The sequence below is a fragment of the Streptomyces sp. Sge12 genome (genome assembly GCF_002080455.1).
In the GTDB taxonomy this organism is placed as follows: Bacteria; Actinomycetota; Actinomycetes; order Streptomycetales; family Streptomycetaceae; genus Streptomyces.
In genome coordinates, this window is sequence record NZ_CP020555.1 from 1,575,861 (window position 1) to 1,589,734 (window position 13,874).

The following is a 13,874-nucleotide window of genomic DNA, read 5'->3' on the forward strand; positions in this document are numbered from 1 at the left end:
ACCGCTGGGGATGAACGAGGCCACCGGCCGGTCGGTCGCATCAAGGGCCGGAGGCACCCGGCGCGGCGGGGCCGGCCCAGCGGGCGTGCGGTGCAGTGCGCAGTTCCCGGGTTCCCGTCAGCCGGTGCTCAGCTCCAGCCGTGGGACGTCGGTGCGTTCGATGCCGAAGACCTGCGCGTACAGGGAGAGTTCGGCCTCCAGTGCGCGGATCAGGGTGTCCGCCCGGCGGAAGCCGTGGCCCTCGCCCTCGAAGGTCACGTACGCGTGCGGCACCGGCACCGACCGGTCCCGCAGCGCGGCGAGCAGCCGCTCCGCCTGGGCCGGCGGGCACACCGGGTCCTCCAGCCCCTGGAGCAGGACGAAGGGGGCCGTGATCGCGTCGGCCCGGGCCAGCGGGGAACGCTCGCGGCCGAGTACGGCCAGGGTCTGCGGCGGCCCGGCCAGGCTCTCGATGTAGCGGGATTCGAGGTCGTGGGTCTCCTCGGCGAACCCCAGCAGGTCCAGCACCGGGTAGATGATCGCGGCGCAGGCGTACAGGTCGGTGGCGGCCAGCGAGGCCGCGGCCGTCCAGCCGCCCGCGCTGCCGCCGCGGATGGCGAGCCGGGCGGGGTCGGCGGTGCCCTCGGCGGCCAGCGCGCGGGCCACGGCCGCGCAGTCCTCCACGTCCACCACGCCCCACTGCTCGCGCAGCCGCTCGCGGTAGGCGCGCCCGTACCCGGTGGAGCCGCCGTAGTTCACCTCGACCACGCCGATGCCGCGCGAGGTGAAGTACGCGATGTGCAGGTCGAGTACGGGCGGCACGTGGTCGGTGGGTCCGCCGTGCGCCCAGACCACGTACGGGGGCAGTTCGTCGGCGGCGGCCCGTACGGCCGGGTGGTGCGGCGGGTAGACGTGCGCGTGGATCTGGCGGTTGTCGGGGCCGAGGAAGGTGCGGCTCTGCGGCTCCGGGTAGTAGGCGGGGTCCACCGGGTCCGGGCGCCGGGCGCCGACCGCCCGGGCGTGCCCGGTGGCGGTGTCCAGCTCGACCACCTCGTACGCGCTGCGCGGGCTGGCGGCGACCCCGTAGACGCGGGTGCCGTGCACGGCGAGGGTGGGCTGCCAGGCGGTCCACGGTCCGGCGGCGTCCACCAGGTCGCCGCTCTCCGGGTCGAGGATGCCGAGCACCGACGAGCCCTGCCCGTGCAGGACGGCGACGAGGCCGGCCCCCGAGCCCGCGGCGTGCGGGGTGGGGGTGTCTCCGGGGAGCGGTGCGAGCCAGCGCAGCCCCGGTTTCCACAGCGGGCCGCCGAACTCCTCCTCCCGCGGGCAGAGGTTCATCGCCCAACCGGTCCGCGGGTCCACGCCGTACGGGTTCCACCAGCCGCCGCGGTCGCTGACCGCGAGGAGGGTCCCCTCGGCGGTCCACTCGACCTGGGCGACGGCCTCGTCGGGGCCGCCGAGCACCGTGCCGGCGTCGGCCAGCCGCCCGTCCTCGGTGACGTCGGCGACGCGGAGCTCGGTACCGTCCCAGGGCATCCGGGGGTGGTCCCACACCAGCCAGGCGGCGCGCCGGCCGTCCGGGGAGAGCCGGGGGCCGGTGGTGAAGCGGTACCGGTCGTCCGTCAGCTCCCGCACCGCGCCGCGCGACCGCGCGGCGGAGCCGTCCAGCGGTACGGCGGCCAGCACCCGGCGCACATCGGTCGGCGCGGGCCCGGTGAACTCCTCCAGCACGCACCAGACCTCGTCGCCGCGCAGCACCGGGTCGGCCCAGCGCAGGCCGCCGCCGGTCCGGGAGAGCGGGGTGAGGGGCCGCGGGGCGGGGCCGCCGGGCGCGTCGGGCTCGTACGCGTACAGCCGCTGGTCGGCGAAGTGGACGAAGACCAGCAGGGGGCCGCCGGCGGGCCGCTCGGCCCCGGCCCAGGGCAGGCCCCCGTACTCGGTGAGGCGGCTGCGCACGTTCCACGGGGCGGGCAGTTCGGTGATCTCGGGGCCGGCGGCGGTGAGGCGGCGGCGCACCAGGGTCCGGCGGCCGGCCTCCCGCGGCCGGGGCTCGGTCCACCACACCTCGGGGCCGACCGTGCCCAGGTATTCGGGCCGCCCGTCGAGGGAGGCGGCGAGCCCCGCGTCGATGGGCGAGGGCCAGCTGCCGTAGGGCCGGGTCGTCGCCGCCATCACCGGGCCCCGCTCACAGGGTCCGCAGTGCGTGGTCGAGGACCCGGACGCCGAAGTGCAGGGCCTCGACGGGGACCCGCTCGTCCACGCCGTGGAAGAGGGCCCAGTAGTCGAAGCCGGGCGGCAGCTTGAGCGGGGAGAAGCCGTAGCCGGTGATGCCGAGGCGGGAGAACTGCTTGGCGTCGGTGCCGCCCGCCATGCAGAAGGGGACCACGTGCCCGGCCGGGTCGAACCGCTCGACCGACTCGCGCAGGATCCCGTACGTCCGCCCGTCGACCGGGGCCTGGAGGGCGACCTCCCGGTGGTGGAACTCCCAGTGCACGTCGGGTCCGGTGAGGGCGTCGAGGGTGGCGGCGAACTCGGCCTCGCCGCCGGGCACGGTGCGGCCGTCGACATGGGCGGTGGCGTGCTCGGGGATCACGTTGAGCTTGTAACCGGCGCTGAGCATGGTCGGGTTGGCACTGTTGCGGACGGTCGCCCGGACCAGGGCGCCGGCCGGGCCGAGGCGGTCGAGGAGCTCGTCGAGGTCGAGGCCGGGACGGTGCGGGTCCACCGACAGGCCTTGCAGGGCGGCGAGTTCGGTGATGCAGGCGGTGACGGTGTCGGTGAGCCGGACGGGCCATTCGTGCTCGCCGATCCGCGCGACGGCGGCGGCGAGCCGGGTGACGGCGTTGGCCCGGTTGGGCTTCGATCCGTGGCCGGCGGTGCCGTGCGCGGTCAGCTTCAGCCAGGCGGTGCCCCGCTCCCCCGCCGCGATCGGGTAGAGGGCGCGGCCGCCGGGGCCGGTGTGCACGGTGAAGGCGCCGGACTCGCTGATGCCCTCGGTGCAGCCGTCGAAGAGGTGCGGGTGCCGGTCGGCGAGGAAGCCGGAGCCGTCGACCGCGCTGTCCTCCTCGTCGGCGGTGTAGGCGATCACGATGTCCCGGCGCGGTTTCACTCCCGCGCGCGCCCAGGCGCGTACGACGGCCAGCACCATCGCGTCCATGTTCTTCATGTCGACGGCGCCGCGCCCCCAGACCACGCCGTCCCGGACCTCGCCGGAGAAGGGGTCGACGCTCCAGTCGGCGGCCTCGGCCGGGACCACGTCGAGGTGGCCGTGGACGAGGAGGGCCTCGGCGGAGGGGTCGGTGCCCTCGATCCGGGCGACCACGTTGGTGCGGCCCGGGGTGCGCTCCAGCAGGAGCGGTTCCAGTCCGGCCCCGGCGAGCCGCTCGGCGACGTACTCGGCGGCGGGACGCTCGCGGCAGTCGCCGCCGCCCCGGTTGGTGGTGTCGATCCTGATGAGACCGGAGGTGAATTCGACGGCCTCGTCGAGAGCCGCCCGGTCCACCGCGTCCGCCCGGTCCAGCGCGTCGACGGCGCCGGCGGGGCCCTCGGCGTTGATTGCGCACATGTCAGCCATACTGCTCCTCCACGGCCGCCGAGACGACCGTCGTGACCGCTTTGAAGGCCCGGATCCCCTCGTACATCGTCCCGGTGCTGTACGCGACCTTGCGCTCCCCGCTGCGCTCCACGCCCGGGACCACCGTCGCGGCCATCGCCAGGTGGGCGGCGTCGAACTCCAGCTCCACCGTGAAGGGGCCGCCGCGGACGGGTTCGCGGCGCACGGCGAGGGCGGTGGCCTCCTTCGCGGCGGCGCGGATGTCTGCGGCGGTGCGGGCGGGGGTCCGGCATACGGCGGCGTAGCGCGAGACGTGGTCCTTGACGGCGACGGTCGCGGCGCCCGGGGCGTATCCGGCGGCGTCGACGCAGGTGAGGTCGTCGCCGGTGACCAGGATGACGGGGACCCCGTACTCGGCGACGACGTGGGCGTTGAGCAGCCCCTCGCTGGCGCGGGTCCCGTTGAGCCAGACCCCGGTGATGGAGTTGGCGAGGTAGGTGTGGGCGAGGACCCCCTCGGAGCCGGCCCCGGTGTGGTAGCCGACGAAGGCGACGCCGTCGACGTCGCCGTGCTGGACGCCCTCGACCATGGAGAGGGTCTTGTGGCGGCCGGTGAGCATCTCGGCGCGGGCGTCGAGCTTCTCCAGCAGCAGGTTGCGCATGGTCCAGTGCGCCTCGTTGATGACGACCTGGTCGGCCCCGCCGTCGTAGAAGCCGAGTACGGCGGCGTTGACGTCGGAGGTGAACATCACGCGGCAGCGTTCCCACTGCGGGGTTCCGGGCAGCACGTCCGCGGGCCAGGTGACGCCGGTGGCGCCTTCCATGTCGGCGGAGATGAGGATCTTCATCGGGCCCCCGGGCGGTCGGTTGCGCTCAGGGGCCCACCCTAGCCGCCGAGGCCCCCGGGGGCCGTGGGGCTCGCGCCCCGGCGCGGCGCGCGGCGCGCCGCCCGCCGGGCGTCCGGGTTCACCCGATCCGGTGAGGCCGTTTCCCCGGCCTCACCGTCAACGCCGTTGCTCAGCGCTCCACTTCGGTGGCCAGGTTCTCCAGCAGGGTGTCGTAGATCCGGCCGAGGCCCTTGGGCGCGAAGGTGCGCTCGAAGAAGCCGCCGATGCCGCCGGCGCCGTTCCACACGGTGGTGACCACGGCCTTGGACTTGCCCTCGCCGGCGGGGGTGACCACCCAGGTGGTGACCATGGAGGAGTTGCGGTCCTTCTCCACCAGCTGGCCGTCGGTGGGCTCGGTGACCTCCAGCAGGCAGTCGCGGACGCGCTTGCTGGTGGCCTGGAGCTTCCAGTGGACCAGGGTGCCCTCGCCGTCGCCGCCCTCGCGCACCTCGTACTCGCTGAAGTGCTCGGGCAGCAGCTTCCCGCGGGTCCCGGTGTAGTCCGCCAGCGCGTCGAACACGGTCTCCGCGTCGGCCGCGATGATCCGCTCCGTGGTGGCCTCGACCTGCGCCATAGCTGTTCCTCCAGCAGTTGTGATCGCTCGTCACGGCGAAGCCAACCACCTCCGGGCCGGGCGCCCAAATCCGGCCCCGGCTGCCGTCCGGCGCCCGCACACCCGGTCGGGGGTTCCCCGCACGATCATGGGAACGTTTGTTCTATTCTGCCGGTGAACCATCGAGGAGGCACCATGCGCTGGGAGAATCTGACCGAGGGCTCCGGCGGCCCCGCCGCGCTGTTCGGGGCCGACGCCGTCGTCACCCGCACCGTCGACACCCCCGAATTCCGGGGGATCACCTTCCACGAAGTGCGCGCGCGGTCGATCGTCAACCGGGTGCCCGGCGCCTCGCGCATGCCGTTCGAATGGACCGTGAACCCGTACCGGGGGTGCAGTCACGCCTGCGTGTACTGCTTCGCCCGCAAGACCCACAGCTATCTCGACCTCGACACCGGCATCGGCTTCGACTCGCAGATCGTCGTCAAGACCAACGCCCCCGACCTGCTGCACCGCGAGCTCGGCTCACCCCGCTGGTCCGGCGCACACATCGCCATGGGCACCAACGTCGACTGCTACCAGCGCGCCGAGGGCCGCTACCGGCTGATGCCCGGGATCATCGAGGCGCTGCGCGACCACGCCAACCCCTTCTCGATCCTCACCAAGGGCACGCTGATCCTGCGCGACCTCCCCCTCCTGCGCCAGGCGGCGGGCGCCGCCGAGGTCGGCATCTCGGTCTCCGTCGGCTTCACCGACCCCGGGCTCTGGCGGACGGTCGAGCCGGGCACCCCGTCCCCCGCCGCCCGACTGGCCGCCGTACGCACCCTGACCGACGCCGGGATCGAGTGCGGGGTGCTGATGGCCCCGGTGATCCCCTTCCTCGGGGACTCCCCGGAGCAGCTGCGGGCGACGGTGCGCGCCGTGGCCGAGGCCGGCGCGACCTCCGTGACACCCCTGGTACTCCATCTGCGGCCCGGGGCGCGCGAGTGGTTCACGGCCTGGCTGGGCGCCCACCACCCCCACCTGGTCCCCCGGTACGAGCGGATGTACGCGGGCGGGTCCTACGCGCCCACCTGGTACCAGCGCCGGATCACCCGCCAAGTCCACGAACTCGCGGCCGAATTCGGCATCGGCCCGTCGCGCCGGGGAGCGTCGCGCGCCATCGTCACCCCGGAGCGCCCGGAGGACCCCGCGCCCGCCGGGGCCACCCAGCTCAGCCTCCTGTGACGTCCGGCGCCGCCTGAACGGTCATCACATCGGGCCAATCCGCGGCGTAATACCGCCTTCCGGGCACGGTTTCCGGGACGATTCCGCCCAGAACCCTCGGCTGGGAGGCCCCATGCTCCACCCCTTGAAGAAGCGCGCTGCTGTCCTGCTGTCGCTCTCCACCGTCGCCGCGACCGTCGCCGCCGCCCTCGCGAGCCCGGTCACGGCCGCGCCCGCCGCCCCGGCCGATCCGGCCGCCCCGGCGCAGGCGCAGGCGGCGCTGCGCTGGGCCGAGTGCGCGACCCCGTCGCAGCCCAGGCTCCAGTGCGCGTCCCTCAAGGTGCCCCTCGACCACGCCCGCCCGGGCGGGCGGCAGATCGCCCTCGCCCTGACCCGGGTCCCCCACTCCGGCCCCACCTCCCAGGGCCCGCTGCTGGTCAACCCCGGCGGCCCGGGCGGCAGTGGCCGCAGCCTGGCCGCGTACGTCGCCTCCGCCCTCCCCAAGGAGGTGGCCGCCCAGTACGACGTGATCGGCTTCGACCCCCGGGGCGTCGGCAGGAGCGAGCCGGCCCTGGACTGCGCGGACAGCCACTTCAAGCCCGTCCGGCCGGACTCGGTGCCCCTGGACGCGGCGACCGAGCGGGCCAATCTGGACCGGGTGCGGTCCTTCGCCGAGTCCTGCGGGTCCCGGCACGCGGACGTGCTGCCGTACATCGACACCGTCTCGGCCGCCCGCGACCTCGAGGTGCTGCGCGGCGCCCTCGGCGCGGAGCGGATCAGCTACTTCGGCTACTCCTACGGGACCTACCTCGGCGCGGTGTACGCCAAGCTGCACCCGGGGCGGGTGCACCGGCTGGTCCTGGACTCCGTGGTCGACCCGGGCGGCGTCTGGTACGAGGACAACCTCGCCCAGGACCTCGCCTTCGACGCCCGCCACAAGGCGTTCCTGGCCTGGGTGGCCCAGTACGACGCCACCTACCAACTGGGCACCGACCCGGCGGCGGTCGAGCGGCGCTGGTACGCGATGCGGGACGCGCTGCGCGAGAGCCCGGCGGACGGCAGGGTGGGGCCGGCGGAGCTGGAGGACACCTTCATGCCGGGCGGCTACTTCAACGGCTACTGGCCGCTCCTCGCCGAGGCCTTCTCGGCGTACTCCGTGCGCAAGGACCCGAAGCCGCTGGCGAGCGCCTACGGGCGGCTCGGCGCGGTGGAGGCGGCGGCGGGCAACGGCTACAGCGTCTACACGGCGGTGCAGTGCCGGGACTCGGCCTGGCCGAAGGACTGGAACCAGTGGCGCGCCGACATGTGGCGCACCCACGCCAAGGCGCCGTTCATGACCTGGAACAACGCCTGGTACAACGCGCCGTGCGCGTTCTGGCCGACGGAGGCGCTGCGCGCGCCGGACGTGACCAATGCGGATCTCCCGCCGGCCCTGCTGCTGCAGGCGACGGAGGACGCTGCGACCCCGTTCGAGGGGGCGCTCAGCATGCGGGAGAAGCTCTCGGGTTCGGCCCTGGTGGTCGAGGAGGGCGGCGGCAACCACGGCGTCTCCCTGAGCGGCAACAAGTGCCTGGACGAGAAGGTGGCGGCCTACCTGGCGACGGGCCGGGCCTCGGACGCCACCTGCCCCGCCCAGCCGGCTCCGAAGCCGGCCACGGCCACCCGCGCCGTGCCCCCGTCGGCGGGCGGCGCGGCCCTGCACGGCCTGCTCGGCTTCCGGGGATGACGCCTTCCGGGGCTGATGCCTTCCGGGGCATGATCGCTGCCATGACCACGACACCGTCGCACAGCAGCCGCATCACCCGTGTCCCGGCGCCGGAGGGGATCGGCCCGGCCCCCCACTACAGCCACGTCGTCTGGGGCACGGGCCGGTTCGTCGCCGTGTCGGGTCAGTGCGCGCTCGACGAGCGGGGCGGGGTCGTGGGCGAGGGCGATCCGGCCGCCCAGGCCCGGCAGGTGTTCGAGAACCTGCGCCGGTGCCTGGCGGCGGCCGGGGCCACCTTCGACGACGTCGTGAAGCTGACCTATTTCGTCACGGACATCGCCCACCTCCCGGCGGTACGGGAGGCCCGCGAGGCGGTGATCCCGCAGGACCGCCTCCCGGCCTCCTCGGCGGTACAGGTCTCTGCGCTGTTCCGGCCCGAACTCCTGGTGGAGGTGGAGGCCTTCGCGGTCGTTGCGGAAGAGACGGTCTAGAAGAAACGGTCCGGAAGACGCGGTCTAGAGGTTGCGGAGCGCGGCCGTGGCCGCGACGGCGAGGCGGGGGTGGGACTGGGCGCGGGTGAGGAGTTCGCGTGCGCGGGGGTCGGCGAGTGCGCCGAGGCCCTCGACGCAGGCCAGCGCCACCCGCCAGTACGGGTCGTGCGGGGACAGCAGCCGCCCCAGGGTGGCCATGAGGGCCGGTACGGACTCGGGGGCGCGCAGGGCGGTGAGCAGCCGCACGGGCTGCAGGGCGTAGGCGGTGCGCAGGCTGTTGGTGGCGAGCGCCGCCGCCGCGCGGGCGGTGCGCGGGTCGTCCAGGACGGCCAGCGCCTCGGCGGCGGCCGAGCAGCGGGCCGGGTCGCGGTGGTTGAGGAGCAGGACGAGGGACTCGAAGGCGCGGCGGTCTCCGGCGAGGCCCAGCCGGTACGCGGCCAGTTCGCGGGCCCACAGCGGCAGGCCGGCCGAGGTCAGGGAGGCGGCCAGGGCGTCGGGGGCGGCCGTGAGCAGCACCTCGTACTCGGGTGACGGTCCCGCCTCCGCCCGCAGGCGCTCCAGCACGTCGTTCACCCGGCCACCCTAGGGGGACACAGCGGTCGCCGCGCCGGGTTTCGGGACATCAGCGACAGCGGGTTGATCGATGATCGATGATCGGTACATTTCGGCGGTACAGGTCACATCTCCCAGCTATGGCGGACCAGTTACCGGCGAGTTACTGTCGTTCCAACACGTACGAGGGCGGCCTGGTGACGCAGCCGCCTCGTGCCGGTCGGTTCGTTTTTTCACGGTGAGACCCCGGGACAGGGTCCGCCGTTCCCGCCCCGGGGAGATGCTCCCCGCGGGCTCCTCCCGTCGGGCTCCCTCACCCCGGGCCCTCGCACCGCACGGCTCTTCCGTACGGCATCCGCGCGCGCCGTGCGCCGCGCGCACCCCTCAGTCGTCACCCTCTTCCACTGGAGTCCCTCGATGGACCGTCAGTCCAGTCAGCCCACCCTCCAGACCATCGCCGTCGTCGGCCTCGGCACGATGGGCACCGGCATCGCCGAGGTCCTCGCCCGGGCCGGCCGCGAGGTCATCGGCATCGACATCAGCGAGGCCGCCGCCCTGCGGGCCGCGACCTCCCTCGCCGCGGCCACCGCGCGCTCCGTCGCCCGGGAGCGGCTCACCGAGCAGGAGCGGGCGGACGTGCTCGCCCGCTTCCGCACCTTCACGGACCTGGGCGCGGCCGCCGAGGCCGATCTCGTCATCGAGGTCGTGCCCGAGTCGTACGAGATCAAGCAGCAGGTGTTCCGCGAGCTCGACGCGATCGTCCGGCCCGACACCATCCTGGCCACCGGCACCAACGCCCTGTCGGTGACGCGGATGGCCGCCGAGTCCCAGCGCCCCGAGCGCGTGGTGGGCGTGCACTTCTTCAACCCGGTCCCGGCGATGAAGCTGGTCGAGATCGTCTCCTGCGTCCTGACCGCCCCGCCGGCCGTCGAGGCGGTCACCGAACTGGCCCGCGAGCTGGGCAAGGAGCCCGTCGCGGTCGGCGACCGGCCCGGCTTCGTCGCCGACGGCCTGCTGTTCGGCTACCTCAACCAGGCCGCCGCCATGTACGAGGCCCGGTACGCCTCCCGCGAGGACATCGACGCGGCCATGCGGCTCGGCTGCGGCCTGCCCATGGGCCCGCTCGCGCTGCTCGACCTGATCGGCGTGGACACCGCCCGTACCGTCCTGGAGGCCATGTACACCTCCTCCGGCGACCGGCTGCACGCCCCGGCCCCGATCCTGGGCCAGCTCGCCGAGGCCGGCCTGACCGGGCAGAAGTCCGGCCGCGGCTTCTACACGTACGAGGCCCCGGGCAGCTCGGTCATCGTCCGCGACCTCCAGACCCCGCTCGACGGGTCCCTGGTCGGCGCGGGCCGCCCCGTCAGCTCCGTCGGCGTGGCCGGCTCGGGGACCATGGCGAGCGGCATCGCCCAGGTCTTCGCGCAGGCCGGCTACAGCGTGGTGCTCGCCGCCCGCAGCCAGGAGAAGGCCGAGGCCGCGAAGGCCGCGATCGGGAAGTCCTTGGGCCGTGCGGTGTCCAAGGGCCGCCTGACCGAGGAGGGCGCCGCGCAGACCCTGGACCGGATCACCCCGGCCGGTTCGCTGGACGCCTTCGCCGAGGTGGACCTGGCCGTGGAGGCCGTCGCCGAGGACCTCGCGGTCAAGCAGGAGCTGTTCGCGACGCTGGACAAGGTCTGCAAGCCGGGTGCCGTGCTGGCCACCACCACCTCCTCGCTGCCGGTGATCGCGGTCGCCCGCGTGACCTCGCGTCCGCAGGACGTGATCGGCATGCACTTCTTCAACCCGGCCCCGGCGATGAAGCTGGTCGAGGTGGTCCGGACCGTCCTGACGGCCGACGACGTGCACGCCACGGTCCGCGAGATCTGCGTCAAGGTGCGCAAGCACCCGGTGGACTGCGGCGACCGGGCCGGCTTCATCGTGAACGCGCTGCTGTTCCCGTACCTCAACAACGCGATCAAGATGGTCGAGGAGCACTACGCGGACATCGACCGCATCGACGCCGCGATGAAGCTGGGCGGCGGCTACCCGATGGGTCCGTTCGAGCTCCTGGACGTGGTCGGCCTCGACGTCTCGCTGGCCATCGAGAAGGTCCTGCACAAGGAGTTCCGCGACCCGGGCCTGGCCCCGTCCCCGCTGCTGGAGCACCTGGTCGCGGCGGGCTGCCTGGGCCGGAAGACCGGCCGCGGTTTCCGTGAGTACGCCGCCCGCCGGTAATCGGTCGGGCCACGAGCCGGATGCGTGGGGAGGGCTGCTCGGGCCCGCCGGACCCTCACGGCGGGCCAACCCTCACGAGCCCAGTGCGGGCCCTCCCCCGCATCCACCCCTCTCCCACCCCCCGCAGGCGCGCTCCCCTGCACGAATGAAGTACTTTCGCTCTATGTCCCAGCCCGCCAAGACCTCGCCCCGCGCCGCCGCAGCCTCCGACACCCCGGAAAGCACGGCCGGCACCAAGGCGGCCGCGCAGCGGCTCAAGATGCGCCGTGAGCTCGCCGCCGCGGCCATGGAGCTCTTCGCGACCAAGGGGTACGAGGCGACGACGGTCGACGAGATCGCGGCGACCGCCGGAGTGGCGCGCCGGACCTTCTTCCGGCACTTCCGGTCCAAGGAAGAGGCGATCTTCCCGGACCACGACGACACCCTGACCCGCGCCGAGGCCGTCCTGGACGTGGCCCCGGCGCACGAGCACCCGCTCGACACGGTGTGCCGCGGGATCAAGGAAGTCATGAAGATGTACGCCGCCTCGCCGGCGGTGTCGGTGGAGCGCTACCGGCTGACGCGCGAGGTGCCGGCGCTGCGGGAGCGGGAGATCGCCTCGGTGGCCCGGTACGAGCGGCTGTTCACCCGCTACCTGCTGGCCCACTTCGACGAGCACGACCACCACGACGGCAACGACGACCCGCTGCTGGCCGAGGTGGCCGCCTCGGCGGTGGTCACCGCCCACAACCACGTGCTGCGGCGCTGGCTGCGCGCGGGCGGTCAGGGCGACGTGGAGGCCCAGCTGGACCACGCCTTCTCGATCGTCCGCAAGACCTTCGGTTCGGGCATCGGCGCGGGACGCACGCTGAGCACGGCCCCGGCCGCGCCGGCGGCCGTCCGTACGCAGGGCGAGGTGCTGGTGGCGGTGGCCCGTACCGATGCCCCGCTGGACGAGGTCATGCGGACCATCGAAGAGGCCCTGCGCGCCACGTAGCCGGCAGCAGTCCGGCCGGCCAGGAGTCACGCACGTCACAGCGGCCGCTCCCCTTCCGGGGGCGGCCGCTTTCGTATGTCCGGCTTGCCCCTACTCGCCGGTAACTCTGATCGATCATCGCTCATCGGTGCAGGTCAATCGCCAAATGAGAGAAAGTTTTGGCACGCGGTGCCTTGCCGGGTGACACGGGGTGCCATACGTTGAAGTCGTCCGGATGTCCCCGCGACCCACGCCCACACGGCACGGAACGCGCCCCGGATTGCCTGCGTCACCAGGCACCCGCACGCCCCACCACGGGCGTCGCCCCGCACCACCGCACCAGCCGGACCGACGGCACACCGCACCCGCACCACGCACCCCGCTCACCTCAGCGCACCCTCATCAGCGCTAGCCGGAGGCTCTACCGTGAAGGACATCCTGGACGCGATTCAGTCGCAGTCCGCCACCGCCGCAGACTTCGCGGCCCTGCCGCTGCCCGACTCGTACCGCGCGATCACCGTGCACAAGGACGAGGCGGAAATGTTCGCGGGGCTGACGACACGCGAGAAGGACCCGCGCAAGTCCCTTCACCTGGACAACGTCCCGGTGCCGGAGCTGGGCCCGGGCGAGGCCCTGGTCGCCGTCATGGCCTCCTCGGTCAACTACAACTCCGTGTGGACCTCGATCTTCGAGCCGGTCTCCACCTTCAGCTTCCTGGAGCGCTACGGGCGCCTGTCGGAGCTCACCAAGCGCCACGACCTCCCGTACCACGTCATCGGCTCCGACCTCGCGGGCGTCGTCCTGCGCACCGGCCCCGGCGTCAACGCCTGGAACCCGGGCGACGAGGTCGTCGCGCACTGTCTGTCCGTCGAGCTGGAGTCCTCCGACGGCCACAACGACACGATGCTCGACCCCGAGCAGCGCATCTGGGGCTTCGAGACCAACTTCGGCGGCCTGGCCGAGATCGCGCTCGTCAAGTCGAACCAGCTGATGCCGAAGCCCGACCACCTGAGCTGGGAGGAGGCCGCCTCCCCCGGCCTGGTCAACTCCACCGCCTACCGCCAGCTGGTCTCCCAGAACGGCGCCGGCATGAAGCAGGGCGACAACGTCCTGATCTGGGGTGCCAGCGGCGGCCTCGGCTCCTACGCCACCCAGTTCGCGCTGGCCGGCGGCGCCAACCCGATCTGCGTGGTCTCCAGCCCCGAGAAGGCGGACATCTGCCGGGCCATGGGCGCCACCGCGGTCATCGACCGCAACGCCGAGGGCTACAAGTTCTGGAAGGACGAGCACACCCAGGACCCGCGCGAGTGGAAGCGCTTCGGCTCCAAGATCCGCGAGCTGACCGGCGGCGAGGACATCGACATCGTCTTCGAGCACCCGGGCCGCGAGACCTTCGGCGCCTCGGTCTACGTCACCCGCAAGGGCGGCACCATCACCACCTGCGCCTCGACCTCGGGCTACATGCACCAGTACGACAACCGCTACCTGTGGATGTCGCTGAAGCGGATCGTCGGCTCGCACTTCGCCAACTACCGCGAGGCATGGGAGGCCAACCGCCTCATCGCCAAGGGCAAGATCCACCCCACGCTGTCGAAGGTCTACTCCCTGGAGGAGACCGGCCAGGCCGCCTACGACGTCCACCGCAACCTCCACCAGGGCAAGGTCGGCGTCCTCGCGCTGGCCCCCGAGGAGGGCCTGGGCGTCCGCGACCACGAGATGCGCGCCAAGCACCTCGACGCCATCAACCGCTTCCGCAACGTCTGAGACCGTTCAAAGG

Annotated in this window: 11 protein-coding genes; 6 read left to right on the forward strand and 5 right to left on the reverse strand. The window is 73.3% G+C overall.

What is annotated here, in order from left to right; genetic code table 11:
- Nucleotides 1-117: 117 nt before the first annotated feature.
- From B6R96_RS07090 to B6R96_RS07105, 4 genes are all read right to left on the reverse strand, one after another.
- Entirely contained in the window at nt 118-2,151 is a 2,034-nt protein-coding gene (locus B6R96_RS07090; RefSeq protein ID WP_081521995.1) for a prolyl oligopeptidase family serine peptidase, read from the reverse strand.
- 13 nt (nt 2,152-2,164) lie between these two features.
- Nucleotides 2,165-3,544, reverse strand: a complete 1,380-nt coding sequence (locus B6R96_RS07095) for a M20/M25/M40 family metallo-hydrolase (protein ID WP_081521996.1) — start codon at nt 3,542-3,544, stop codon at nt 2,165-2,167.
- 1 nt (nt 3,545) lies between these two features.
- Nucleotides 3,546-4,379: a M55 family metallopeptidase gene (locus tag B6R96_RS07100; RefSeq protein ID WP_081521997.1), complete on the reverse strand. Its 834-nt coding sequence runs from the start codon at nt 4,377-4,379 to the stop codon at nt 3,546-3,548.
- A 169-nt stretch (nt 4,380-4,548) separates the two neighbouring features.
- The gene (locus tag B6R96_RS07105; protein ID WP_030385281.1) at nt 4,549-4,992 is read right to left on the reverse strand and encodes an SRPBCC family protein; all 444 of its coding nucleotides are present in this window, start codon (nt 4,990-4,992) and stop codon (nt 4,549-4,551) included.
- Nucleotides 4,993-5,166: 174 nt separating this feature from the next.
- Between B6R96_RS07105 and B6R96_RS07110 the strand changes: the two genes are divergently transcribed.
- The 3 genes from B6R96_RS07110 (at nt 5,167) to B6R96_RS07120 (ending at nt 8,373) form a co-directional block, all read left to right on the forward strand.
- On the forward strand, nt 5,167-6,198 hold the full coding sequence (locus tag B6R96_RS07110) for an Rv2578c family radical SAM protein (protein ID WP_081521998.1): 1,032 nt from the start codon (nt 5,167-5,169) through the stop codon (nt 6,196-6,198).
- Between the two features lie 112 nt (nt 6,199-6,310).
- Complete coding sequence (locus B6R96_RS07115; protein WP_081521999.1) at nt 6,311-7,903, forward strand: alpha/beta hydrolase; 1,593 nt, start codon at nt 6,311-6,313, stop codon at nt 7,901-7,903.
- A 41-nt stretch (nt 7,904-7,944) separates the two neighbouring features.
- Nucleotides 7,945-8,373 (forward strand): RidA family protein, encoded by a 429-nt coding sequence (locus B6R96_RS07120; protein WP_081522000.1) that lies wholly within the window; start codon nt 7,945-7,947, stop codon nt 8,371-8,373.
- Nucleotides 8,374-8,397: 24 nt separating this feature from the next.
- On the opposite strand, the gene B6R96_RS07125 is transcribed toward B6R96_RS07120, so the two are convergent.
- Nucleotides 8,398-8,946 (reverse strand): HEAT repeat domain-containing protein, encoded by a 549-nt coding sequence (locus B6R96_RS07125; protein WP_030385285.1) that lies wholly within the window; start codon nt 8,944-8,946, stop codon nt 8,398-8,400.
- Nucleotides 8,947-9,342: 396 nt separating this feature from the next.
- Between B6R96_RS07125 and B6R96_RS07130 the strand changes: the two genes are divergently transcribed.
- The 3 genes from B6R96_RS07130 (at nt 9,343) to ccrA (ending at nt 13,861) form a co-directional block, all read left to right on the forward strand.
- Nucleotides 9,343-11,142 carry a 3-hydroxyacyl-CoA dehydrogenase family protein gene (locus B6R96_RS07130; RefSeq protein WP_030385286.1) on the forward strand — a complete coding sequence of 600 codons (1,800 nt, stop codon included), beginning with the start codon at nt 9,343-9,345 and terminating at the stop codon, nt 11,140-11,142.
- Between the two features lie 163 nt (nt 11,143-11,305).
- Nucleotides 11,306-12,118 (forward strand): TetR family transcriptional regulator, encoded by an 813-nt coding sequence (locus tag B6R96_RS07135; RefSeq protein WP_053701373.1) that lies wholly within the window; start codon nt 11,306-11,308, stop codon nt 12,116-12,118.
- 405 nt (nt 12,119-12,523) lie between these two features.
- Nucleotides 12,524-13,861 carry a crotonyl-CoA carboxylase/reductase gene (gene ccrA, locus B6R96_RS07140; protein ID WP_033220140.1) on the forward strand — a complete coding sequence of 446 codons (1,338 nt, stop codon included), beginning with the start codon at nt 12,524-12,526 and terminating at the stop codon, nt 13,859-13,861.
- Nucleotides 13,862-13,874 lie beyond the last annotated feature (13 nt).

Bases quoted from the DNA above. Each gene is read 5' to 3' on its own strand.
- B6R96_RS07115 (WP_081521999.1), top strand. From the start codon at position 6,311: ATGCTCCACCCCTTGAAGAAGCGCGCTGCTGTCCTGCTGTCGCTCTCC.
- B6R96_RS07100 (WP_081521997.1), bottom strand. From the start codon at position 4,379: ATGAAGATCCTCATCTCCGCCGACATGGAAGGCGCCACCGGCGTCACC.
- B6R96_RS07130 (WP_030385286.1), top strand. From the start codon at position 9,343: ATGGACCGTCAGTCCAGTCAGCCCACCCTCCAGACCATCGCCGTCGTC.
- B6R96_RS07105 (WP_030385281.1), bottom strand. From the start codon at position 4,992: ATGGCGCAGGTCGAGGCCACCACGGAGCGGATCATCGCGGCCGACGCG.
- B6R96_RS07135 (WP_053701373.1), top strand. From the start codon at position 11,306: ATGTCCCAGCCCGCCAAGACCTCGCCCCGCGCCGCCGCAGCCTCCGAC.
- B6R96_RS07095 (WP_081521996.1), bottom strand. From the start codon at position 3,544: ATGTGCGCAATCAACGCCGAGGGCCCCGCCGGCGCCGTCGACGCGCTG.
- B6R96_RS07120 (WP_081522000.1), top strand. From the start codon at position 7,945: ATGACCACGACACCGTCGCACAGCAGCCGCATCACCCGTGTCCCGGCG.
- B6R96_RS07110 (WP_081521998.1), top strand. From the start codon at position 5,167: ATGCGCTGGGAGAATCTGACCGAGGGCTCCGGCGGCCCCGCCGCGCTG.
- B6R96_RS07090 (WP_081521995.1), bottom strand. From the start codon at position 2,151: ATGGCGGCGACGACCCGGCCCTACGGCAGCTGGCCCTCGCCCATCGAC.